Here is a 22,580-nt window from a genome sequence, read left to right on the forward strand (position 1 = left end):
CTATTTCGACAATACAATATATGGAAACTTTTTTGAAGCAGGTGGCCGCTGATTTGTACCGGAAGCTGCACGGAGACTTTACCAAGGTGGCCGTGGTGTTCCCGAACAAACGTGCCAGCCTCTTTTTCAACGAATACCTGGCGCAGGAATCCGACCGTCCGGTCTGGTCGCCGGCCTACGTGAGCATCAGTGAGCTGTTCCGCCAGTCGTCGCAATGGGTTACGGGCGACTCCATCAAACTGGTGTGCGACCTCTACAAGGTGTTCCGGGAAGTGACGGGAAGCAAGGAAAGCCTCGATGATTTCTATTTCTGGGGCGAGATGCTCATCAGCGACTTCGATGATGCCGACAAGAATCTGGTGGACACGAAGGCCCTCTTCAGCAACCTGAAAGACTTGAACAAGCTGACGGCTGAATATGACTTCCTGGAGGAAGGACAGAAAGAGGCATTGAGCCAGTTTTTCCGCAACTTCTCCATCGAGCAGGTCACGGAACTGAAGCGGCGTTTCATCTCGCTGTGGGACGTACTGGGCGACATCTATACGCAATACAAGGAACGACTCCGCGAGCAAGGCATCGCCTACGAAGGAATGCTCTACCGCGAGGTGACGGAAATGATGGACGTACAGAAGTTCCCCTACGACACCTATGTGTTCGTGGGATTCAACGTGCTGAACAAGGTGGAACAAACTCTGTTCAGCAAGCTTCACGCAGCCGGGAAAGCCCTGTTCTACTGGGATTACGACACCTTCTACCTGGACAAGCATCCGCACGAGGCGGGCGAGTTCATCCGCCGTAACCTGAAGAATTTCCCGTCGGAACTGCCGCCGGCCCTGTTCGACCACCTGAATCACCCGAAAGAGATAACCTTCATCGAATCGCCTACGGAAAACGGGCAGGCGCGCTACCTGCCGCAATGGATTCGGGAAAACCTGACGGAGAACGAAAAAGAAACAGCGGTGGTGCTCTGCAACGAGGCCATGCTGCAGCCCGTATTACATTCACTACCGGAGAACGTGCGCCACATCAACATCACCATGGGTTTCCCGCTTTCGCAAACTCCGGCCTACAGTTTCGTGAAAACGCTGCTGGAACTGCACATCTCAGGCTATAATTCCCGCAGCGGACGCTACCAGTTTGCCGAGGTCATCAGTGTGCTGAAGCATCCGTACACACAACTGCTTTCGGAAGCGGCCACCCCGCTGGAAAAGGAACTGACGGAGAAGAACCGCTTCTATCCGCTGCCGTCGGAACTGGAACGGGATGAGGCCCTGTCACTGCTGTTCAAACCTTGCACCCACAACGAGGAACTGTGCAAACGGCTGGCCGACATCCTGAAGCAGGTGGCACAGCTGTACCGCAAGCAGGCGGCCTCCACCAGCGACGCCCTTGACCAGCTCTACCGAGAAGCCTTGTTCAAAAGCTTCACCATGGTCAACCGCTTCCATGCGTTGCTCGAAAGCAAGGATTTGGATGTGCAGCCTGCCACCTTCCACCGACTGCTTGTGCGGGTCATGTCGACTGCCAGCATTCCGTTCCACGGCGAGCCGGCCATCGGCATGCAAGTGATGGGGGTATTGGAAACCCGTAACCTGGATTTCTGCCACGTCATCCTGCTGTCGGTCAACGAAGGACAGTTGCCCAAGGCGGGCGGCGATTCTTCGTTCATCCCCTACAACCTGCGCAAGGCATTCGGTATGACCACCATCGACCACAAGATTGCCGTCTATGCCTATTACTTCTACCGTCTGCTGCAACGGGCGGAAAAAGCGACCTTGGTGTACAATACGGTGAGCGACGGCATGAACCGGGGCGAGATGTCGCGTTTCATGCTCCAGCTGCTGATTGAGTGGGGCTATCCGATACAACGGAAACAGCTGGAAGCCGAACAGTCGCCGGTCGTATCCTCTCCTATCTGCATCCCCAAATCAGCCGACATCCTAAAACGAATGCAGAGTGTGTTCGACGTGCGAGTAAATCAGAAAGCCATATTCTCCCCATCTGCCTTAAACTGCTACCTCGACTGTCCACTGAAATTTTATTATAAATACGTGGCAGGTCTTGTAGCGCCCGACGAGGTGAGTGCGGAAATCGATTCAGCCAAATTCGGAAGTATCTTCCACTATGCAGCCGAGCATATCTACAAGGATCTCACGGTGCATGGAAAAGTCATCAATAAAGAGGCTTTGGAAACCCTGCTCAAAGAGGAAGTAAAGCTGCAAAACTACGTGGACAACGGGTTCAAGGATTTGTTCTTCCACCTCCCAGCCGACGAACGTCCGGAATACAACGGTATCCAGCTCATCAACTCGGCCGTCATCCTGCGTTACGTCCAACAACTGCTGCGCAATGACCTGCGTCATGCTCCTTTCACCTTCGTGGGCTCCGAACAGCCCGTCATGGAGGACATCGAGATACAAACGCTCAAAGGGGTGATTCGTTCGCGCATGGGCGGCATCATCGACCGAATGGACAGCAAGGACAATGTGCTCCGCATCGTGGATTACAAGACAGGTGGAAAAGCCGATACTCCACCCAACGTGGAATCCTTGTTCACTCCGGGGCCCAAACGTTCCAACTATATATTCCAAACCTTCCTGTATGCAGCCATCGTATGCAAAAAACTGCGGGAACGGAATGACGATCGGAAAGTAGCTCCTTCCCTGCTTTATATTCACCGGGCTGCGGCAGAAGATTATTCACCGGTTATCCAACTCAAGGAATCATATAATAAAATTACTCCAATAGAAGACTTTTCCCTTCTGGAAAAAGAGTTCAGAGAGCGGCTGAAAACCCTTCTGGAAGAACTTTTCAATCCCGCACTGAACTTCAATCAAACAGAAGACGAAGACCAGTGTACCTATTGTGATTTTAAGGGAATGTGTAAAAGATAGGGCAAAAAAGAAAACAAATGTTAAATATAAATCTTTTCTAGAACAATTCTTCTGTTGAACATGTTATAAAGATGTTTTTCATAGTAATAGATAAGAACAGTAATGGTATTTGTGAAAATATCAGCTGTAGGACAAAAGCGTTTGTTCTTAAATTAAGAGAGACTGCATTCCCCGGCAGTCTCTCTTACTTTTTTATACAGTTTATTACTCCTGATAATCATAATACCACCAGTAGGTATCACCAAATTCCCGTCGCATACGGTTGCGTTCTTCCAGTGGAGAAGCCGCCTGCCGCTGCAACTGACGATATGCGTCAAAACGCTTTAACATCAGACTGTCGGATACAGAAACAGAGTCATTCCGTTGTGCATGATACAGTACAACCGCTTCGCGATAATAACGTGGCAAAGTATCCTCTGGCAAATAAAAATCCGGAACCGCCTGCATGAAGCGATCCAGTTGCTTTTCCAGCAACAAAGCCGAAAGATAATAATCCAAGGATGTATACTTTCCAGTACCCTTGTAGCAGATGTTCCGCAAAAACACCAGGCGGTCTTCTCCTGCATACGGACGAGCCCCCAGGAGGTAATAAATAGAATCGTTTGTATAACGCAACGTATGCAATGAATCCGCGTCAAAAAACAACCCGTCGGAGCGGTAATACTGAGGATAGGCAAACAGCTTGTCTCCCATCTGCCCCAGATGCGACAACGCCACCGCCCGAAAAACCGTCAGCGTACGACTGGCCTCCAACGAATGTTTTCCGACTTGCAGCACCTTGTCATATTCCTGGGCGCGCAGATAGTGTTCAGCCTCCAGCTCGTGGTGATAGCCTCGGTTGGTATTGCCTACACACACCGTCAGCACACACAAGCCCAACAGAATGGTCAGATTACTGTTGACCAGTCCCCAGATACTTCCTTCCTGATTCAGCTGCACCCGGAAGAGGCCGCGCAACCAATAGCCGAGACCGACAAACAGCAACACCAGCAAGGGCAGCAACCACGTCCACGGCGTATGATAGCTAGACATATAAACCCCGCGTCCGACATCGGTCAGTGCACAGAGCACCAAAAATGAAGGCACATACGCCAAAGCACGCACCTTTCCTTTCAGCCCCAGCAGGCTGTTCACCCCCCACCGCAGCAACAACAGGATGAGGGTAATGACGATGGCACTGGCCAGCGGAGCAAATACCGTCTTGCCGTGCGCCAGCGAAAAATGAAGTGCTTCCAGCACATCGCGCTGGAACACGTAGAGATAGACAAAGCTAAATAGAGAAAAAAGAAGACCGCATACAGCAATCATGATGCGTGCAGTCTTCTTATAAAGTACATTGATGTATTCAGTCATACAAAAAATTAATCTTTCACTCGTTTCAATACAACTGCAGAACGGGCAGGCACATACAGCTTCAGCCATTCCTTCTTATCCTTTGCATAAAGCGGGTCGGCACAAGTGAAGTGACGGAGGCTGTCGTCTGAGAAGCCGAAGCCACCAAACTGCTTGCTGTCCGTGTTCAGCACTACATCGTATGCCCCTCTTGGTACAAGGAATCCATAGTCTGTAAATGAACGAGTCGGGTTGAAATTGAACACAAATACCAAATCTTTCCGACGGAATGCCAAAATCTGGTCGCCATCGTTATGCCAAACCTCGATGACATCCGACTTCTGTATGTTCTTCACACTACGCATCAGCTTGACCATGCATTCATCAAAATCACCCAGATAATGATAGCACAATGTCGGATCGTCTACCAAATGCCACTGACGACGAGCATACTTGTACGACCATCCGTTGCCTTCGCGCGGGAAGTCAATCCATTCCGGATGCCCGAACTCATTTCCCATGAAGTTCAAGTAACCTCCGTTGATGGTAGAGGCGGTCAGCAGACGAATCATCTTGTGCAAGGCAATGCCTCGTTCCACTACGCCGTTTTCATCGCCAATCTTGAAGTGCCAGTACATGTCGGCATCAATCAAACGGAAGATGATGGTCTTGTCGCCCACCAACGCCTGGTCGTGACTCTCACAATAGGAAATCGTCTTTTCATCCTTACGACGATTGGTCACTTCCCAGAACAGACTTGAAGGTTTCCAGTCCTCATCCTTGCGTTCCTTGATAATCTTTATCCAGTAGTCCGGAATGTTCATCGCCATACGGTAGTCAAAACCATATCCCCCGTCCTCGAAAGGTGCCGCCAGTCCCGGCATGCCCGAAACTTCCTCGGCAATGGTGATGGCCTTCGGGTTCACCTCATGAATCAGACGGTTGGCCAGTGTCAGGTAACAGATGGCATTGTCATCCTGATGCCCGTTGAAATAGTCGCCGTAATTGCAGAAAGCCTCTCCCAGTCCGTGGCTGTAATACAACATTGAGGTAACTCCATCGAAACGGAATCCGTCGAAATGGAATTCCTCCAGCCAGTATTTGCAGTTGGACAGCAAGAAATGAACCACCTCGTTCTTTCCATAATCGAAGCAAAGCGAATCCCATGCCGGATGTTCCCGACGGTCGCCCGGATAGAAATATTGATAAGGATCACCGGCAAAGTTACCCAATCCTTCCACCTCGTTCTTTACGGCATGTGAATGTACGATATCCATGATGACGGCAATGTTCATCTGATGTGCCGTATCAATGAGCTGTTTCAATTCTTCCGGTGTACCGAAACGGGAAGAAGGTGCAAAGAAACTGGATACATGATATCCGAAACTGCCATAGTAAGGATGCTCCTGAATGGCCATAATCTGAATACAGTTGTATCCGTCTTTCGCGATACGCGGAAGCACGTTCTCACGGAACTCGTTGTACGTACCCACCTTTTCCGCATCTTGCGCCATACCGATATGACACTCGTAAATCATCAGAGGAGACACATTCGGCGTAAAGCTCTTCTTTTTGAACTTATACGGTTTCTCCGGATTCCATACCTGTGCACTGAAAATCTTGGTCTGCTCATCCTGCACCACGCGAGTAGCCCACGCCGGAATACGTTCACCGCATCCACCTTCCCAATACACTTTCAGTTTGTACAGGTCGCCATGCTTCAGGGCTTTTTCAGGAAGATTGATTTCCCAATTACCTGTCTTGCGCACCCGTTTCAAGCGGAAAGACGGTTTCTCCTGCCAACCATTGAAGTCACCTACCAGATAGATTTCCGTCGCATTAGGTGCCCATTCACGAAACGTCCATCCTTTTTCGGTACGATGCAAACCGAAATACATATGTCCGGTTGCAAAATCCGACAATGTCTTTTTGCCCACCAGTTCTTTTTCTTTCTCTATTGCATGCTGATGACGGCCATTAATCGCATTGGCATAAGGTTCCAGCCATGGATCATTCTTTATGATATTCAATACCTTGTCCATAGTATTAGTTATTAGAAATTATTTGACACGTACTTTTACAATCACTTTTCTCACTCCATCGGGAGTCACACCCGGCGCATGTGCGTCCTCCGGAAAGAAAATAGCAAACATCCCCGGCTTTACGGTCAGGTAATCAGTGGCCAGCCCTTCATAGAAGGTAATGTCCTTTTCTGCATTGTAAGCAGCCTCAGGCAAATCCGTGCGTGGCATATACCCCATGACTTCCACACCCGACAGCGGAATCTGGATGTCAATGAAATCATTGTGCGTTTCGAGGCGTGCTTCCGCTTTCGTCTTCGGACGAGCATCTGCAAAATTCACCATCAGTTCACCTTCTTTCAGTACCACTTTCCCCGCCTCATGTGCATGCAGGTCAGTTGCTTTCAGAAAAGCCACTGCCTCTGCAAACAGAGGATTCAGTGAAACATATTTTTCCAGGTTTTCCAATTTGTCAATTACCATATCTTTTCACGTTTAAGTAGTTAATAATTTTTATTCAAACTCATCTATCGTTTCATTCGTAAAATCAGCAAAGCGCTTCAGTTGCCGGAAGATATCTGTCATCCGGTCCAGAAAATCCGGACGGGTAAAAAACTCATCCTCCAGCGGGCAAGCCACCGTAAAATCCTTGCAACGGATATACTGCGGATAAGGGAAGTCTTTCGGGAATCCTTTCGGTACCGTTTTCAAATGCGTCTCTCCTATCACCGGGAAATATTGGTGGAAAGCCGGATCCTCTACAATGGTCCGGAACTCATCGATGCGGTCACACACCGACTGCCGTACTGCCCGCAACATATCGGCAGGCATGCACCAGCTTCCTCCGGCCAACATACAATTGCCCGGCTCCAGATGCAAATAATAGCCACAATGGTTGGATTTTTTCCCCCTTGCATTGATATAGCCCCCGATGTGGGTCTTGTAGGGAGACTTGTCCGAAGAGAAACGGACATCCCGATAGATACGATACGTGCAATCCTGCGGAAGCACATGCGCCACACTCTCATCGAACAAGGAGATACGGGCGATAACTATGCCCAGCAGTTCCTCAAAATCAGCCTGCACACTCAAATACTCCGCCTTATGTTCCTGAAACCACTCCCGGTTGTTGTTTGCCGCCAGCACTTTCAGGAAGTCCAATATATTCGATATATCCATCTCTTTTTCTTTTGAGTTACACAAACTTACAAAAAAAATCTTATCTGTCTCACAAAAAGGTGTTTTTTTGCACTACCTCAACAAATTCAGCATAAAATCGTGTACCTTTCCATTCGAAGCGATTACTTCCCGGCCCGAATAGAAAGAATCTCCCCCTGAAAAATCGGTTACCCTACCTCCTGCATTCTGAACGAGCAAGATACCGGCTGCCACATCCCACGGGCAAGTAAAAGCCTCTGCACGGGCCTCAAAACGACCGTCGGCCACGTAACACATTTCTGCAGCTGCCGCCCCTACCACTCGGATACCAGCCACATTACCGTAACAGCCTGCGAACAAGCGATTGAATACAGGCTTATAGGATTCAGCGTCATAGGGTAACCCGAGAGCCAGGAATGCATCGTCGGGCGAATCTACCCCCGACACCCGTATATGCCGGTCGTTGCAGAAAGAAGGCGCTCCTTTGTAAGTCCAGAAACACTCATCACGACAGATTTCATACACCACGCCCAGCAAGATTTCTTCGCGGTTGCGCAAAGCAATACTGATACAATAAGGCGCATGGTTATGAATGAAATTCGTCGTTCCATCCAGCGGATCTACCAGCCAGCAATATTCCTCGTCAGAGTGACTTCCGCTACCTTCTTCTGCAATAAAACCTGCCTCGGGAAGCAATTCCCGCAGGCAGGCCACTATTCTTCGTTCTGATTCTTTATCTACATACGATACATAATCGTGTGCGTGTTTCTTCTCAATCCGCTCCCGACTGAATTTCTTCCGCTCTTCACGGATAAAAGCTCCGGTTTTCACGGCCAGTTCACGCACTTTCAAAGTCAATTCGGATAAGTCCATGATTATTTTTTCTCCTCCAATAAACGTCCGTATCTGAATGTACCCTTACGGATCACATTCCCGTTTGTATCTGTCTCAATGAAAGGACCGTCCTTCTTGCCTTGCTTGAAGAATCCCTCAAAACGAACACCTTCTTTATCAATCAGCACTCCCTTTCCATCTTCTTTACCACGGACAAAGCCCCCTGTATAGACCGAACCATCGTTCATACGGAGCGTACCTTCTCCTTCGGCCATATTGTTTTTCCACTGTCCTTCATACTCATCTCCATTGGCCCATTTATACTTTCCGAAACCCGAACGCTGGTTTTTCGCCCATTGGCCATCGTACACGGCTCCATTAGCCCATGTAAAAATGCCCTGTCCTTCCTGCCAGCCATTCAAGAAATGACCTACATACTTGTCGCCATTCGGATAGGTATAAATACCTTTTCCCGTACGTTCACCGTTCACATAGTCCCCTTCATAACGCTCGCCGTTCTGAAAATAATAAATTCCTTTTCCATCCTGCACATCGTCTTTCCAGTCTCCTACATACTTGTCACCATTGGTATAATAAAAGGTTCCTTTTCCATGACGCATGCCGTCCTTCCATTCACCTTCATATTTCGACTTGTCCTCCCACACCATGGTTCCCTTTCCGTTCTTCAGGTCGTTTTTCCATTCACCCGTATAAACCGCGCCTCCTTTCCAGGTATAGGTGCCTTGTCCGTTACGTTTATCATGGTGCCAGGTTCCCGTATACAAATCTCCGTTATAGTAGGTCATGGTTCCCTCTCCTTCCTGAAAATCGGCATACCACATTCCTTCATAACGGTTATTATTCATAAAATAATATGTTCCTTTTCCGTGTTGCTGGTCTTCATACCATTGTCCCACGTATTTTTCACCGTCACTAAAGGTATAAGTACCCTCTCCCTGACGTTTTCCTTTTACATATTCCCCTTCGTACACATCGCCATTCTGAAACACGGTCTTTCCTTTTCCATTCGGACGACGCCCCTTCAACTCTCCGGTATATTCTGCTCCATCTTTAAACTTATAATATCCCAAAGAAAGCTGGGCCGAGGCCGAAACCGTGCCGAATGTCAGCAGGGTAAATAAAAATAGTGTATGTTTGTTCATTATTACGTATTGGTCTGTTTTTAAATGTCGCCCAAAAATAATCTTTTTACTTTTGACCAGGCCGACAGGTTTATACTTTTTTACCTGCCACCACCTCTATTAAGTTTTCTTTGCAGAAATATTGCTGTGCCAACGAAAGCAGTTCATCCGACGTCACCTCCCGGATAGCTGCCAGTGAAGCATCAAAAAAGTCAGGCTTCAATCCAGCAGTTTCAATGAAAATCCAGGCATCCGACAACGAAAAAGCACCTTCGTATGAACGGCACATATCCCCCAGCATGTAATTGCGTACCATTTCCAGTTCCGCTACAGGCACTTTTTCCTGCTGCAAACGGTCCATTTCATGATACACTTCCTTCACGACTGATTCAATGTATTCGTTGGCGGTTTCCGTACTTATCACCAACAAGCTAGTCCCCGGATAGGATACCAGCCCCGCTGCAATGCCATAAGTATATCCTTTCTCCTCACGAATATTCGACATCAGTCGGCTGCCGAAATAACCTCCGAACAACGTAACCAGCACTCGCAACTTCAAATAATCAGGATGTTTTCGGTCGAGTGAAAATCCCCCCATGCGCAGTGAACTTTGCAATGCATCTTCTTTTTCCACATAAACCCGCTTGCGGACATCTTTCGTAATCTCCCACGTGCGTTGCATCTTTTCAGCTCTACAATTTCCCCAAGCAGTTTCTCCCCAATGGCGTTCAATGCAACGAACCACTTCAGGTGTTACCTTACCCGACACGTACATCGAACAATTGCCTGAATGATAATTACGATGGTAAAAATCCTTCAAAGCCTCCACCTGAATTCGCTCATAGTCTTCCAATTCTGCATAACGTCCTAGCGGATGCAACGTCCCAAACAACGAACGATTCAACTGTTTGCGAGCCAACACATCCACCCGCTGGTTGTTCACCAAAAATTGCTGCCGGTTTATGTCACAGATAATCCGGAACTCTTTCTCCGGGAAAACGGCTTCTTTCACCATACTGGCTACAATTTCCATAGTCTGGTCAAGATACTTCGTCAAAGTATACAACGTGACAAAACCACAGTTTACAGAGGAAGAAAGCTCCAACCAAGCTCCATAATAGTCCAGCCGCTCGGCTATTTCTCCCGATGTCATCCGGACTGTTCCTTCACGCAACATACGATTGGCAAATACGGCCTGAAGCGGCTGCGACTGATCAAGTTGCCCGCTTCGGACCAGTAAATCAAAACGAATGACATCTTCATTTCCTGCCGAAAGTACATACAACGGCATTCCGTTGCGCATGCGATGCAATTCCGGCTGTAAAATAGAAAAATGCTCCAGCTGACGAATGGCCGGTGCCACACTACGGTCCAGCTGCATCATAATGCCTCCTGATGCTTGCGCAAGAACTCTTCAGCACGTGCCAAATCCTGCGGTGTATCAATACCAATCGTTTCCACCTCGCTGATACCCACCTTTATCGAGTAGCCGTTTTCCAACCAACGTAGTTGTTCCAGCGATTCGGCCAATTCCAATGAAGATTGTGGAAGTGAAGTAATTTCTTCCAACACTGAAGCACGATAAGCATACAGTCCGATATGCTTGTAGTAAGTGTGTCCGGAAAGCCATTCCTGTGTATCGCGGTTCCGCTGATAAGGAATAATAGAACGGCTAAAATAAAGTGCGTGCATGTCTTTATCGACGACCACCTTTGGAGAGTTGACATTTTCCAATGCCTCAAATCCATCAGCCGGCGTAAACGGCTTCACAAGCGTAGCAATCTGAGTAGACTCATCGTCAAAGCAAGCCTTTACAGCCTCCAGCTGTGATCGCTGAATAAAGGGTTCATCACCCTGAATATTCACTATCACGTCGTAACCGCTACCCACTTTACAATAAGCCTCATAACAACGGTCTGTCCCACTTTTATGGTTTACGGAAGTCATGACCACCTTACCACCAAATGCTTTTACAGCAGCCTCAATGCGTTCATCATCAGTAGCTACATAAGCCTCATCCAACACACCGACCACTTGTTCATATACTCTCTGTATCACCGGTTTGCCTCCCAATAAAGCCAATGGTTTGGCAGGGAAACGAGTAGATGCATATCTAGCAGGAATAATTCCTATAAATTTCATAGTTATTGTTTTTGGAGTTTATGCAGCAAATGTACGAAGATTTTCCGTAAATTGACAAAGCGATTTAAATAAAAAAGACACCTCATGACGTCCTCCCTGGAACACCTAATATTTTAAACAAAACGCCTTTACGTTTGACTCAAATACCCTTGCATTCCTTGAAATGCAGAGTTTTTTTGAGCCCAAACGTAAAGGCGCTCGTTTCATGGGACTAAAAACCCGAGTTCTTATTCCTTTTTATCTCCTTAAATACGACGGATAACCCAGTAGCCTCCCAGCACTTGCAGCAGCATGCCGGGAATGCCGATACGGAAATCCTGCAAGGCGGTGAACAGGCTGCCGGAGAGCATCCACTCGCCCAGCGTACCTGCCATCTGATAGAACAGCACCACGCCCAGCAGCAACGGCAGGGTGACTTTCCGGAAGCGGGCAGCCACCAGTCCGGCTCCCACAGCCAGCAGGACGGATTTCAGCAGGATGGCCGGCAATACGGCAGGCGCAGGCATACCGAACCACCACGAGTTAAGCAGCGGCGAGAGCACCGCCGTCAACAGTCCGGCCTTCCAGCCATATTTATATGCCCCTACCAGGGTGAAGAAATAAATGGGCAGCCAGGTCACTCCTCCCTGCGGCACCAGGTGAAAAAGCTGGGGCAGGACGATGTTTCCGGCCACAAACAGCAGGGCGGTGACGTAGGTCTTCACGCGACTGTAGCCCAATGTGTAAAGTTTTACGGTTGTTTCCATGTGTATGTTTCTTTTCTATTTTACAATTGTTTTTTCTTTTTCTGCGGCTTCCCGCATGCGATTCACAAAGCCCTCAATCACCGGATAAAGTCCCGTGGGATTGTCCGACACATCGCAGAGAGTCTCCAGCGGACAACGCCCCGTGCGGGTGCGGTTGATGATGCAGGGCACTTCTTCCACAAAGTCCACTTCCACACCCCCGTTCCGGAGCAGGCTCAGGGCCGGGGTACTGATGACACGGGTCCACACGCGGGCCACGCCTCCCAGCACCATCAGGGCGGCAGCTCCTTTTCCGATAACCTTGTCGGCCAGCCAGGCTCCCTTCAGGAAATCCCGGTCGGTACGGTATAAGTCATACAGGTCGGCTACTCCCCGGCGGGAAAAGGTTCGGGTTTCCTCCCCGTGGCGCACCACGCAGGAATACCCTCCCTCGTTCAGCAAGCGTATCAGTTCCTCCATATTACAGCGTCTCCTGTTTCAGTTTCTCCACATACGCATCAATGCGGTGCAGTTCCTTGGGGATGTCGATGGACTGCGGGCAATGCGGGCTGCACTGGTTGCAACCGATGCAATGGCTGGCCTGACGGAGTTTCGGCACGCTGCGGTCGTAGCCCACCAAGAAGGCCCGACGGGCTTGCACGTAGTTCTCGTCCATGAGGTCTTTCGGCATGTTGCCCTCGTTCACGCACTTGTTGTAGTGTACCAGGATGCCGGGGATGTCGATGCCGTAAGGACAAGGCATACAGTATTTGCAGTCGTTGCAGGGCACGGTGGGATATTGCAGCATCAGTTCCGCCGTGTCGAGCAGGAACTGGTTTTCCTCCTGGGTAAGCGGTACTAGCGGCGAATAGGTGCGGATGTTGTCTTGCAGGTGTTCCATGTAGGTCATGCCGCTGAGCACGGTCAGCACCTTGGCCGGCGTACCGGCAAAACGGAAAGCCCACGAAGCCACACTGCCTTCAGGGTTGCGTTCCTTCAGGCGGGTAAACACGTGTTCGGGGATATTCGACAAGCGTCCGCCCAGCAACGGTTCCATCACCACCACCGGAATGTTCCGGCTGCTCACCTGCTCATACAGGTAGTCGGCGTTGACATTATTGCCCGAGGCATGCAGCCAGTCGGAATAGTTCAACTGAATCTGAATGAAATCCCAGTGCACCTGGTCGTGCATGGCCAGCACCCGGTCGAATTCCTCCTTCGTACCGTGAAACGACCAGCCCAGATGACGGATACGTCCGGCCTCGCGCTCCTTGAGCAAAAAGTCAAGCAGGCCGTTGTCCAGGAAACGTCCCTGCAACCCCCGCTTGCCGGGAGCCCCCAGCATGTGAAGCAGGTAATAGTCGATGTAGTCCACCTGCAGTTTCTTCATCGAATTGTGATACATCTTCACCCCGAAATCATAATCGGAATTGGAGAAGTTCGACATCTTGGTGGCCACGAAGAACTTCTCGCGCGGATGCCGTTTCAAGGCAATACCTGTGGAAGTCTCCGACCAGCCCTGCACATAGACCGGGGCCGTATCGAAATAATTCACGCCATGCTCGATGGCATAGTCCACCAGCCGGTTCACCTCCTCCTGGTCGATGACGTTGCCGTCGCCTCCCGGAGCCGGAAGGGTGGGCCAGCGCATACAGCCGTAACCCAGCAGCGACACCTTGTCCTCGTTGGGAGGAAACTGGCGGTAGGTCATCTTGCCCACGGGCACCTCGCCTACCCCCTGGCTGGTTTCTTTCTTATCGGGTGCACAGCCGGAGAGCGCCGCCGTGGCTCCCACCGTACTGATGCCTACTATCTTCAGGAAATCTCTTCGATTCATCTGTTTTTTCTCGTCCATTCTCTTTGCATATATAAAAGGTAAGACAATTCAGTTAAAGCGTACGGTGACGTTCGTGGCCTTCCACGTAGATGGCACTCAACGGACGGGCCGGACACAGGTTCTCACAGGCTCCGCAACCGATACAACGGGCTTCGTTCACAGCCGGAATCTTCAGCGAGTCGGGGTTGGACGGGTCGGAAGGCACCATCGAAATGGCGTTCACCGGACAATGGCGGGCACAGTTGCCGCACTCCTGCTTGTCGGTGAGCGGGATGCACAAGTCTTTCACCCACACGGCATGGCCAATCTGGATGGAAGACTTCTCGGCCTTGTCGATTTTCAGGATGGCCCCTGCGGGACACACCTCGGAACAGCGTGTACACTCCGGACGGCAATAGCCGCGTTCGTACGACATGTAGGGTTGCATGAAGGAATCCAAGGAACTGGAGGGCCGCAGCACCTCGTTCGGACAAGCCGACACGCACAGCTGGCAAGCTGTACAGTGCGACTGCAGGTGACGGAGTCCCTGTGCTCCCGGTGGTACAATCGGCGTGTGGCGCACCGGCTCTTTCTTGTCGATGATGTCGGCCAGTCCGCCGTCCATCTTGATGGCTTCCGCCTTCTTGGCCACCTGTGCCTTCAGCACCGACCCTGCCAGCAACAAAGAGCCGGCCAGGAACTCCCGGCGTCCGGCAGTGGAATCCGGTTTTTCGGCCACCGGAGCCTCAGCCTTTTCCGCCTTCTTTCCATACGCGAAACGGTAACCGATGGCACCTTTATGACATTTGTCCAGACAGTCCATGCAAGCCACGCAACGGCTTCCGTCCACCGCGTGGTTCTTCACGTCGATGCAAGCCGCCTTGCAGTTGCGGGCACAAAGGGTACAGCCGTTGCATTTCTCCTTGTCGATGGCGATGCGGAACAAGGCAAAGCGGGAGAAGAATCCCAGCAAGGTACCCGCCGGACAGATGGTATTACAATAGGTACGGCCGTTGCGTGCCGCCAGCACGATGACCAGCACCAGCATCACCGCCGCCACAATCAATACAGGCAGACTCTTGAGCCAGACCTCCACCGAATAGAACGCATAGCTGTCCATGCGTTCGGCCAGCGAAGCCAGCAGGTTGTTGCCCCACATCCACAAGGGTTGCAGGAAACTGTGGGCTGCACGACCATACACCGCATACGGATCAAGCAAGGCCACCAAGGCATGCACACCCAGCAGCACGGCCAGCACATAGATGACCAGCACCCCGTAGCGCAGCCAACTCTTCGGCTTGGAATACGTGTACGGCATTTTCTTGCGGCCTCTGCCCAGACGGGCCACCACATCCTGAAACACGCCCAGCGGACAAATCACCGAACAATACACGCGTCCGGCTATCAGCGTGAGCAAAATCAAACACACGATTACTCCGGCATTCAAGGCAAAAAGTGCCGGAAGGAACTGAATCTTCGCCATCCATCCCAGCCATGCGTGCAGCACGCCCGTGAAGTCGACGAACAACAGCGTCACGAATACCAGGCACAACACTCCCAGCGTGCGCCTGATTTTTCTCAGCATATTCACAGTAAAAGCATTTTTAGTTAGTTACTCTCATCTTTTTTCTATCACATTTCCGTGATAATTCCTCACAAAAATAAAAGGAAATCCGTTTGCACGTATCATTCTGATTCGTTTTTTGATGAAAAAGCATAAATATAAGTTTATTTTGCGCGAATCAGATAACTTTTGGACTCCAAATCGGAAAAAGTGTCAGAAAGATTGGTTATCTGAATTACAAGTTCTAACTTTGTCTGACTATTTTGTAGCAAAAGACCAAAAAACACATCATGACATACGCATTTATTACGGCAGCCGAAGCCGCTGCCACGATTCATCATGGGGACACCGTCGGCATCGGCGGATTTTCATCAGTAGGTACACCAAAAGCTGTGCCAGAAGCACTGGCCGCCTACGCAGAAGCACAACATGCTCAAGGTAAAGAATTCAAGGTCGGCCTCATCACGGGAGGCGCCACAGGCAATCAGGTAGACAGTGCCCTGGTCAAAGCCCATGCCGTATCGTTCCGTACGCCCTTCCAGTCGAACAAGGACATGCGCACGGCCATCAACCAGCACGAAGTGCAATATTTCGACCTCCACCTCTCGCAAATCGGACAGGACGTGCGCTACGGTTTTCTAGGGAAAATCCATGTGGCCATCGTGGAAGCTTCCGACCTCACTGATGACGGGGAGATTATCCTGAGTACCTCAGTCGGTATCTCGCCCACCCTGCTCCAGCAAGCCGAACGGGTCATCATCGAACTAAATGAAGCGCATACGGGCAAGCTCACCGGCATGCACGACATCTATATACTGGACAACCCGCCCTACCGGACGGAGATTCCTCTCTACCACGTGAACGACCGGGCCGGACGCACCAGCGTGAAAATTGACCCGAAGAAGATTACGGGAGTGGTCCGCACGAATGCCCGCGACCACATCGCCGCCTTCACGCCGCAGAACGAAGCCACCCTGCAAATCGGGCACAACGTGGCCTCCTTCCTGCTGCGCGAATGGAAGAACGGCTCCATCCCCAAGGAGTTCCTGCCCCTGCAGTCGGGCGTGGGAAACATCGCCAACGCCGTATTGGGTGCCTTGGGCGACGACCCGAACCTCCCCGCCTTCTCCATGTTCACGGAAGTGATACAGAACTCGGTCATCGACCTGATGCTGAAAGACCGTATCCGGTTTGCCACCGGCAGCTCGCTCACCCTGTCGGAAGACCATCTGGACACGATGTACGACCACATCGGCACCTTCCGCGACCGCATCCTGCTGCGTCCGCAGGAAATCACCAACCACCCGGAGATGATCCGCCGCCTGGGCATCATCGCCATCAACACGGCCCTCGAAGCCGACATCTTCGGCAACGTGAACAGCACGCACGTATCGGGTAGCCAAATTATGAACGGCATCGGAGGCTCGGGCGATTTTGCCAGAAACGCCTTTTTGTCTATCTTTACCACCCCGTCGGTGGCCAAAGGCGGACTGATTTCGTCCATCGTGCCCCAAGTATCGCACGTGGACAGCACGGAACACGACGTGCGCATCCTCGTGACGGAACAGGGCGTGGCCGACCTGCGCGGGAAATCGCCCTCGCAACGTGCCCGCTGCATCATTGAAAACTGTGCACACCCCGACTACAAACAGCTGTTGTGGGATTACCTGAAACTTTCGGAAGGTCACTCCTGCCACACGCCGATGTCGCTGCGCCATGCCTTCCAGATGCACCTGGCCTATGCCGAGACGGGCGACATGCGAAACACCAAGTTTGACTAAAAAGAATGGAAAAATTTGACCTACACATCCTGGGATGCGGTTCGGCCCTGCCCACTACCCGCCATCAGGCCACCTCGCAGGTGCTCAACATCCGCGAGAAACTGTTCATGATTGACTGCGGCGAAGGCACACAGGTGCAGCTCCGCCGCGCCAAGCTGAAGTTCAGCCGGCTGAACCACATCTTCATCTCCCACCTCCACGGCGACCATTGCTTCGGGCTCATGGGACTGATTTCCACGTTCGGCATGCTGGAACGCACGGCCGACCTCCACATCCATGCCCATGCCGACCTGCAGCGTCTGCTGGAACCACAACTGGAGTTTTTCTGCAAGGGGATGCCCTATCAGGTGGTGTTCCACCCCTTTAACCCGGGCGAACGTGCCGTGATTTACGATGACCGCTCCGTCAGCGTGGAAACCATCCCCCTGCGCCATCGCCTGCCTACCTGCGGCTTCCTCTTCCGCGAGAAACCGATGCCCAACCATATCCGGCGCGACATGATTGATTTCTACGGCATCCCCATCTACATGATGAACCGCATCAAGAACGGCGAGGACTATGTGCTGGACGACGGGACGGTGGTTCCCAACGACCGGCTCACCACTCCTTCCGACCCGCCGCGGGCGTATGCCTACTGTTCGGACACGGTGTACCTGCCTCGTCTGGCAGAACAGGTGGCGGGCGTGGACCTGCTTTTTCATGAAGCCACCTTCACAGAAAGCGAGTCCGTCCGGGCCAAGCAGACCCTCCACTCCACCGCCGCACAGGCCGCCCGCATTGCCAGGGAAGCTGGAGTGAAACGCCTGCTCATCGGCCATTTCTCTGCGCGCTACGAAGACGAGAATACCTTGCTGGAAGAGGCCCGCGCCGTCTTCCCCGACACCCTGGCCGCCGACGAGGGGCTGAAAATCTCGCTCTGAGACGTTAAAGAAAACTAACCTCATTAAACCGATTCCCCGGGAGATTGTCTTACCAGACAATGACGAACCCGCACACGCCATGAACAATTATAACGAAAAAGAAACCATACTGATGCTTCAGGACCCGTCGATGCAACGAAAAGGCTTCGAACGGATAGTGAAGGCCTACAGCGAACAGCTGTACTGGCAGATACGGCGCATGGTGGTTTCACACGACAACGCCAACGACCTGTTGCAGAATACGTTCATCAAGGCATGGACCAACCTGGACTATTTCCGCGGCGACGCCAAGATTTCCACCTGGCTCTACCGCATCGCCCTCAATGAGTGTCTGAACTTCCTGAACAAGCAGCGGGCCGAAAACCGCCTGTCGCTCGACGATGCCGACGCGGCCCTGGCCAACAAACTGGAGAGTGACCCTTACTTCAACGGCGACGAAACGCAGAAGCTCTTCCAGAAGGCCATCCTGCAACTGCCCGAAAAGCAACGCATCATCTTCAACCTGAAATATTTCCAGGAAATGAAATACGAAGAGATGTCGGAGATTCTAGGCACCAGCGTAGGGGCGCTGAAGGCGTCCTATCACCATGCCGTGAAAAAAATAGAAGATTTTTTTCATCAACATGATTAAACCTTTTTTACAAATTCGAATCTAACTTCCAAAGGAGGCAAAAATATGAAAAAGGAAGAAACTGACTTACTGAAGAGATGTGGAACCGAGAATCCTTTCACGGTGCCGGAAGGTTACTTTGAACGCTTCACGGAACAGCTGATGGAGAAGCTTCCGGAACGTGAGGCGCAGCCTGCGCCCAAACTGACGCTGTGGACACGCGTCAAGCCGTGGGTCTACATGGCCGCCATGTTCTGCGGACTGATGCTCAGCGTACGGATGTTCGTGGGCGAAAAGCAGTCGCAGTCGCCTGCCGCCACCTCGGAAACGACGGATTTCACCGAAGTGCCCGACGAATACATCGACCCGATTGTCAACCAGACCATGATGGACGATTATACCCTATACCAGTATCTCACCGATGCAGATACGGAAATCTATAAATAAAGGAATGAGAATGAAAAAAACAATTTACACGCTCGTGCTCCTGCTGACGGTCTGCCTGACCGGCTTGCAGGCACAGAACGCCAAACTCAGCAAAGAAGAATTCCGCAACCGCCAGAAAGAATTTTTCACCCAGCAGGCGGGACTGAGCAACGAAGAGGCACAGAAATTCTTCCCGCTCTACTTCGAGTTGCAGGACAAGAAACAGGTGTACAACAAAGAGGCGTGGCAGAAACTTCGCCAGGGGAAAAATGCCAATACCACCGAGACGGAATACGGCAAGATTGTGGAAGACGTGATTCAGGTCCGCATCGCCACCGATGAGCTGGAGCTGGAATACGTGCGGAAGTACAAACAGTTCCTCCCAGCCAAGAAAATCTATCTGCTGCAAAAGGCTGAAATGCGCTTCCACCGGGAGCTGCTGAAGGGCTTCAAGCACGGCCAGAAAGGTCAGGAGAAGAGAAAATAAGGGTTCAGGCCGATTTTTTCGCCCCAAAAATTTGGAAAACAAAATTCTTTACGTACCTTTGCACCGCCTTCGAAAAACGAGGTACTCCTAAAAAGAGTTTTGGAGAGGTGGCAGAGTGGTCGATTGCGGCGGTCTTGAAAACCGTTGTACTGCGAGGTACCCGGGGTTCGAATCCCTGTCTCTCCGCTGAAACCTAAGACATTAGGTAGTCAAATTAAGACAACTCCCGTAAAATCAACGTTTTACGGGACTTTTTCTATTTATCCGGTGGACAACCGAAAGACATTCAAATGCCCACTTCAGACAAAGTTCCGTTACTAAATCGTTACTAAAAAATAACCTATAAAAATAGTAACGATTTTCGATGTAAGTCCTTGATTTGTCGCTCATTGACGTTCAAATGTCTGCTTGTAACCAAATTATTAATTATTCCTTTGCAGAGGGAAGTCATTACACCCACTGTAACGGAGCTAATTAAAAAAGAAAAGAATCAGGTAAACAAAAACAGAACAATTCGTACTTTTGCATGCGAAGAGTTTAAAGGTTACGCAACACACAGAAAATAATGTAGCTGATAATTAATTCGTAGCCTATTACTACTAACTTAATTGTGGATTAAAAAATAACAGCTAATATCGAACGAATAATGTGCATACATAAATTTCAAAATATCATCATTACGCTGATGATTGTTGCGCTATTAGCTTCCTGCAACAGAAATACTCCAATATTGGAGCAGATGGATATGGCAGAAAATCTTATGAATACCAAACCTGATTCTGCACTTACCATATTGGAGAACATTCCGGTCACAAATATTAAAGGTAAAGAGATAGCAGCCAGGTATGCACTACTTAAATCCATGGCATTGGATAAGAACTATATTGACACAACGACTTTCGATGTCCTTCAACCGGCCATTGATTATTATCTCAAAAAAGGTTCTCCTGACGAGAAACTTCGGACATATTATTATCAAGGAAGGATATATCAGAATCAGGGCGATGATGATTCAGCCATGCAATCTTTCTTGAATGGTCGTGATTTGAAACAAGTGGTAACTGATTCGTTACTACTGGCTCATACCTTGGTAGCACAAGGTACTTTGTATCTCAAACAGTATAAGATAAACGAGTTTGTTCAGAATAATATTGAAGCTGCAAGATTATATGGCGCTATAGGCAAAGGCATTTTTGAAATCAAGAGTTATACAAATGCGCTTGATGGCTATGTGATGTTGAATAACCAGTCCCCAGCAGACAGTCTTCTATCTATTTGCATACCGTTGGTGCAAAAGAATCCTGACGGAGAAGTATATCTTTTCACTTCTTTACTAACTTATACAATAAAATTCAGTTCTACTGATGAACTCAAATCCTTTTTAGATAAATATCAGGATTTGGAACTTTCCAAAGATGAAACTTTGAATTTCGCCCGAGGATATTCAAAAATTGGAGAGCAAGACAAAGCTCTAAATTTTCTATCAAGAATAAATCCTGGTACATCTGATTTAGATTCACTTAAATATGCCGTTATAAAAATTGAAATTTTGGAGAAACAAGGGAAGTATGAGCAAGCTCTCAATCTGTATAGAAATTACTCTGCTATGTTGGAGCGTTATCAAAGCAAATTGCTTTCACAGGATTTGCTGTTTTCTGATAAAAAACATCAGCTTGAAATTGAAAACATCCGGAACATTCAGAACAGGGACAGAATCATTTGGGCAGTGCTTTGTGGTATATTCGCATTGACCATACTTGTTGGCTGGTTGTATTATCAAGCATACCGCAGTAAAACCAAGCGCATTCTTGCTGAGAAAGAGAATGCGAACCTTAAGCTGGAACAAGATAACCTACGCAAAGAAAAAAAAAGGCGGAACTTGAACGTGACAAGAAAATTCTGGAAACAGAAAACCTTAAATTAGAAATTATTCGATTAGAAAGCGAACGTGATAATTTGAAGGAATTGCAAAGAGATCTATCAGAATTGGCGAAGCCAATCCAAGATGTCATCAAGATTAGACTTGACATGCTCAACGGCTTATTGGCGAAAGAGATAAGCAATAATGAGAGTTATGCAGAGCCATATAATAAGTGGATTGAGACCGTCCGTAATGATAAAAAGAAATTCATGGACTCAACCCGTCTTGCTTTTGCTGCATCGCATCCTAAATTTATGGAATATCTCGAACAACATGGATTATCCACTGATGAAATAAATTATCTGTGTTTGTATGCAATCGGGTTACGTGGTAAGGAAGTCGGAGAATATATCCAATTAAAACGTCACTACATTATAAGCCATGAAATCCGTAAGAAACTGGGCATAGACGAGCATGAGACCAATATTGGTCTTTATATCCGTCGGCAGTTGAAAATATTAGAAAATTAAGTTCAAAAGCAAACATGAAGAACAACAGTTGCGCCGTCTTTATCATAAGGACGGCGTTATTATTATGACTAAGGCAAAATATCCATTCTGACGTACTCCGTAAAACTTTATAGAGTATCATAAAACTTCTTATCCTTGCATATATTATAACATATTAAAAATCAACAAAATAAAAATTTGTGCGTAAAACTTTTGCCATTGGTTAAAAATATTATTAGCAATAAATTTGTACCTGCTAATAATCAACCTCAAATCCGCAACTACGCGCCTATATGATACAGAAGCGAAAATAATCTGCATCGTTAGTAAAAAGGGGGCACAGTGCATCGAATGTCAC

20 protein-coding genes and 1 tRNA gene are annotated in these 22,580 nt (G+C 49.4%); 9 read left to right on the plus strand and 12 right to left on the minus strand.

Translation table 11 applies throughout. The annotated features are described in order from the left end of the window. The first annotated feature begins 20 nt into the window (after positions 1–20). On the plus strand, positions 21–2,894 hold the full coding sequence (locus tag OCV81_RS11645) for a PD-(D/E)XK nuclease family protein (protein WP_148330149.1): 2,874 nt from the start codon (positions 21–23) through the stop codon (positions 2,892–2,894). A 204-nt stretch (positions 2,895–3,098) separates the two neighbouring features. On the opposite strand, the gene OCV81_RS11650 is transcribed toward OCV81_RS11645, so the two are convergent. The 12 genes from OCV81_RS11650 to OCV81_RS11705 all read right to left on the minus strand — a co-directional run bounded on the left by OCV81_RS11650 (position 3,099) and on the right by OCV81_RS11705 (position 15,649). Continuing rightward, positions 3,099–4,247, minus strand: coding sequence for a DUF6057 family protein (locus tag OCV81_RS11650; protein WP_148330150.1), 1,149 nt, complete (start codon positions 4,245–4,247; stop codon positions 3,099–3,101). A gap of 8 nt (positions 4,248–4,255) precedes the next feature. Further along, a complete protein-coding gene (locus OCV81_RS11655; RefSeq protein WP_148330151.1) occupies positions 4,256–6,268 on the minus strand; it encodes an alpha amylase C-terminal domain-containing protein in 2,013 nt (670 codons plus the stop codon). A gap of 18 nt (positions 6,269–6,286) precedes the next feature. Beyond that, positions 6,287–6,730 carry a YhcH/YjgK/YiaL family protein gene (locus OCV81_RS11660; protein ID WP_148330152.1) on the minus strand — a complete coding sequence of 148 codons (444 nt, stop codon included), beginning with the start codon at positions 6,728–6,730 and terminating at the stop codon, positions 6,287–6,289. Between the two features lie 30 nt (positions 6,731–6,760). Beyond that, the gene (locus OCV81_RS11665) at positions 6,761–7,426 is read right to left on the minus strand and encodes a DUF2461 domain-containing protein (protein ID WP_148330153.1); all 666 of its coding nucleotides are present in this window, start codon (positions 7,424–7,426) and stop codon (positions 6,761–6,763) included. 72 nt (positions 7,427–7,498) lie between these two features. Beyond that, the gene (locus OCV81_RS11670) at positions 7,499–8,281 is read right to left on the minus strand and encodes an inositol monophosphatase family protein (RefSeq protein WP_148330154.1); all 783 of its coding nucleotides are present in this window, start codon (positions 8,279–8,281) and stop codon (positions 7,499–7,501) included. Further along, positions 8,281–9,402 carry an MORN repeat-containing protein gene (locus OCV81_RS11675; RefSeq protein ID WP_148330155.1) on the minus strand — a complete coding sequence of 374 codons (1,122 nt, stop codon included), beginning with the start codon at positions 9,400–9,402 and terminating at the stop codon, positions 8,281–8,283. Before OCV81_RS11675 ends, OCV81_RS11670 begins: the two co-directional genes overlap by 1 nt. Positions 9,403–9,472: 70 nt before the next feature. After that, positions 9,473–10,765 carry a M16 family metallopeptidase gene (locus OCV81_RS11680; RefSeq protein WP_262640338.1) on the minus strand — a complete coding sequence of 431 codons (1,293 nt, stop codon included), beginning with the start codon at positions 10,763–10,765 and terminating at the stop codon, positions 9,473–9,475. Next, positions 10,762–11,523 carry a 3-deoxy-manno-octulosonate cytidylyltransferase gene (gene kdsB / locus OCV81_RS11685; protein WP_148330156.1) on the minus strand — a complete coding sequence of 254 codons (762 nt, stop codon included), beginning with the start codon at positions 11,521–11,523 and terminating at the stop codon, positions 10,762–10,764. The genes OCV81_RS11680 and kdsB overlap by 4 nt, the downstream gene beginning before the upstream one ends. Positions 11,524–11,768: 245 nt before the next feature. Then, positions 11,769–12,269, minus strand: a complete 501-nt coding sequence (locus OCV81_RS11690) for an ECF transporter S component (RefSeq protein ID WP_148330157.1) — start codon at positions 12,267–12,269, stop codon at positions 11,769–11,771. Positions 12,270–12,284: 15 nt separating this feature from the next. Next, positions 12,285–12,728: a DUF1893 domain-containing protein gene (locus OCV81_RS11695; protein ID WP_148330158.1), complete on the minus strand. Its 444-nt coding sequence runs from the start codon at positions 12,726–12,728 to the stop codon at positions 12,285–12,287. Position 12,729: 1 nt separating this feature from the next. Then, positions 12,730–14,103, minus strand: a complete 1,374-nt coding sequence (locus OCV81_RS11700) for an aldo/keto reductase (protein WP_148330159.1) — start codon at positions 14,101–14,103, stop codon at positions 12,730–12,732. Positions 14,104–14,137: 34 nt separating this feature from the next. Beyond that, positions 14,138–15,649, minus strand: coding sequence for a 4Fe-4S binding protein (locus OCV81_RS11705; RefSeq protein ID WP_148330169.1), 1,512 nt, complete (start codon positions 15,647–15,649; stop codon positions 14,138–14,140). A gap of 269 nt (positions 15,650–15,918) precedes the next feature. On the opposite strand from OCV81_RS11705, the gene OCV81_RS11710 reads away from it, so the two are divergent. The 8 genes from OCV81_RS11710 (at position 15,919) to OCV81_RS11745 (ending at position 22,243) form a co-directional block, all read left to right on the plus strand. Further along, positions 15,919–17,409, plus strand: coding sequence for a succinate CoA transferase (locus tag OCV81_RS11710; RefSeq protein WP_148330160.1), 1,491 nt, complete (start codon positions 15,919–15,921; stop codon positions 17,407–17,409). Positions 17,410–17,414: 5 nt separating this feature from the next. After that, positions 17,415–18,329 carry a ribonuclease Z gene (locus OCV81_RS11715; protein ID WP_148330161.1) on the plus strand — a complete coding sequence of 305 codons (915 nt, stop codon included), beginning with the start codon at positions 17,415–17,417 and terminating at the stop codon, positions 18,327–18,329. Positions 18,330–18,408: 79 nt separating this feature from the next. Then, positions 18,409–18,960, plus strand: a complete 552-nt coding sequence (locus tag OCV81_RS11720) for an RNA polymerase sigma factor (protein WP_148330162.1) — start codon at positions 18,409–18,411, stop codon at positions 18,958–18,960. A gap of 45 nt (positions 18,961–19,005) precedes the next feature. After that, entirely contained in the window at positions 19,006–19,386 is a 381-nt protein-coding gene (locus OCV81_RS11725; protein WP_148330163.1) for a hypothetical protein, read from the plus strand. A gap of 10 nt (positions 19,387–19,396) precedes the next feature. Further along, positions 19,397–19,852 (plus strand): hypothetical protein, encoded by a 456-nt coding sequence (locus OCV81_RS11730; RefSeq protein WP_262640339.1) that lies wholly within the window; start codon positions 19,397–19,399, stop codon positions 19,850–19,852. A gap of 101 nt (positions 19,853–19,953) precedes the next feature. Then, positions 19,954–20,038 (plus strand) — tRNA-Ser (locus OCV81_RS11735). A gap of 553 nt (positions 20,039–20,591) precedes the next feature. Further along, complete coding sequence (locus tag OCV81_RS11740) at positions 20,592–21,776, plus strand: hypothetical protein (RefSeq protein ID WP_148330165.1); 1,185 nt, start codon at positions 20,592–20,594, stop codon at positions 21,774–21,776. Between the two features lie 32 nt (positions 21,777–21,808). Further along, positions 21,809–22,243 carry a hypothetical protein gene (locus OCV81_RS11745; RefSeq protein ID WP_148330166.1) on the plus strand — a complete coding sequence of 145 codons (435 nt, stop codon included), beginning with the start codon at positions 21,809–21,811 and terminating at the stop codon, positions 22,241–22,243. Positions 22,244–22,580 lie beyond the last annotated feature (337 nt).

This window comes from Phocaeicola fibrisolvens (assembly GCF_025567125.1).
GTDB classification, from domain to species: domain Bacteria; phylum Bacteroidota; class Bacteroidia; order Bacteroidales; family Bacteroidaceae; genus Phocaeicola; species Phocaeicola fibrisolvens.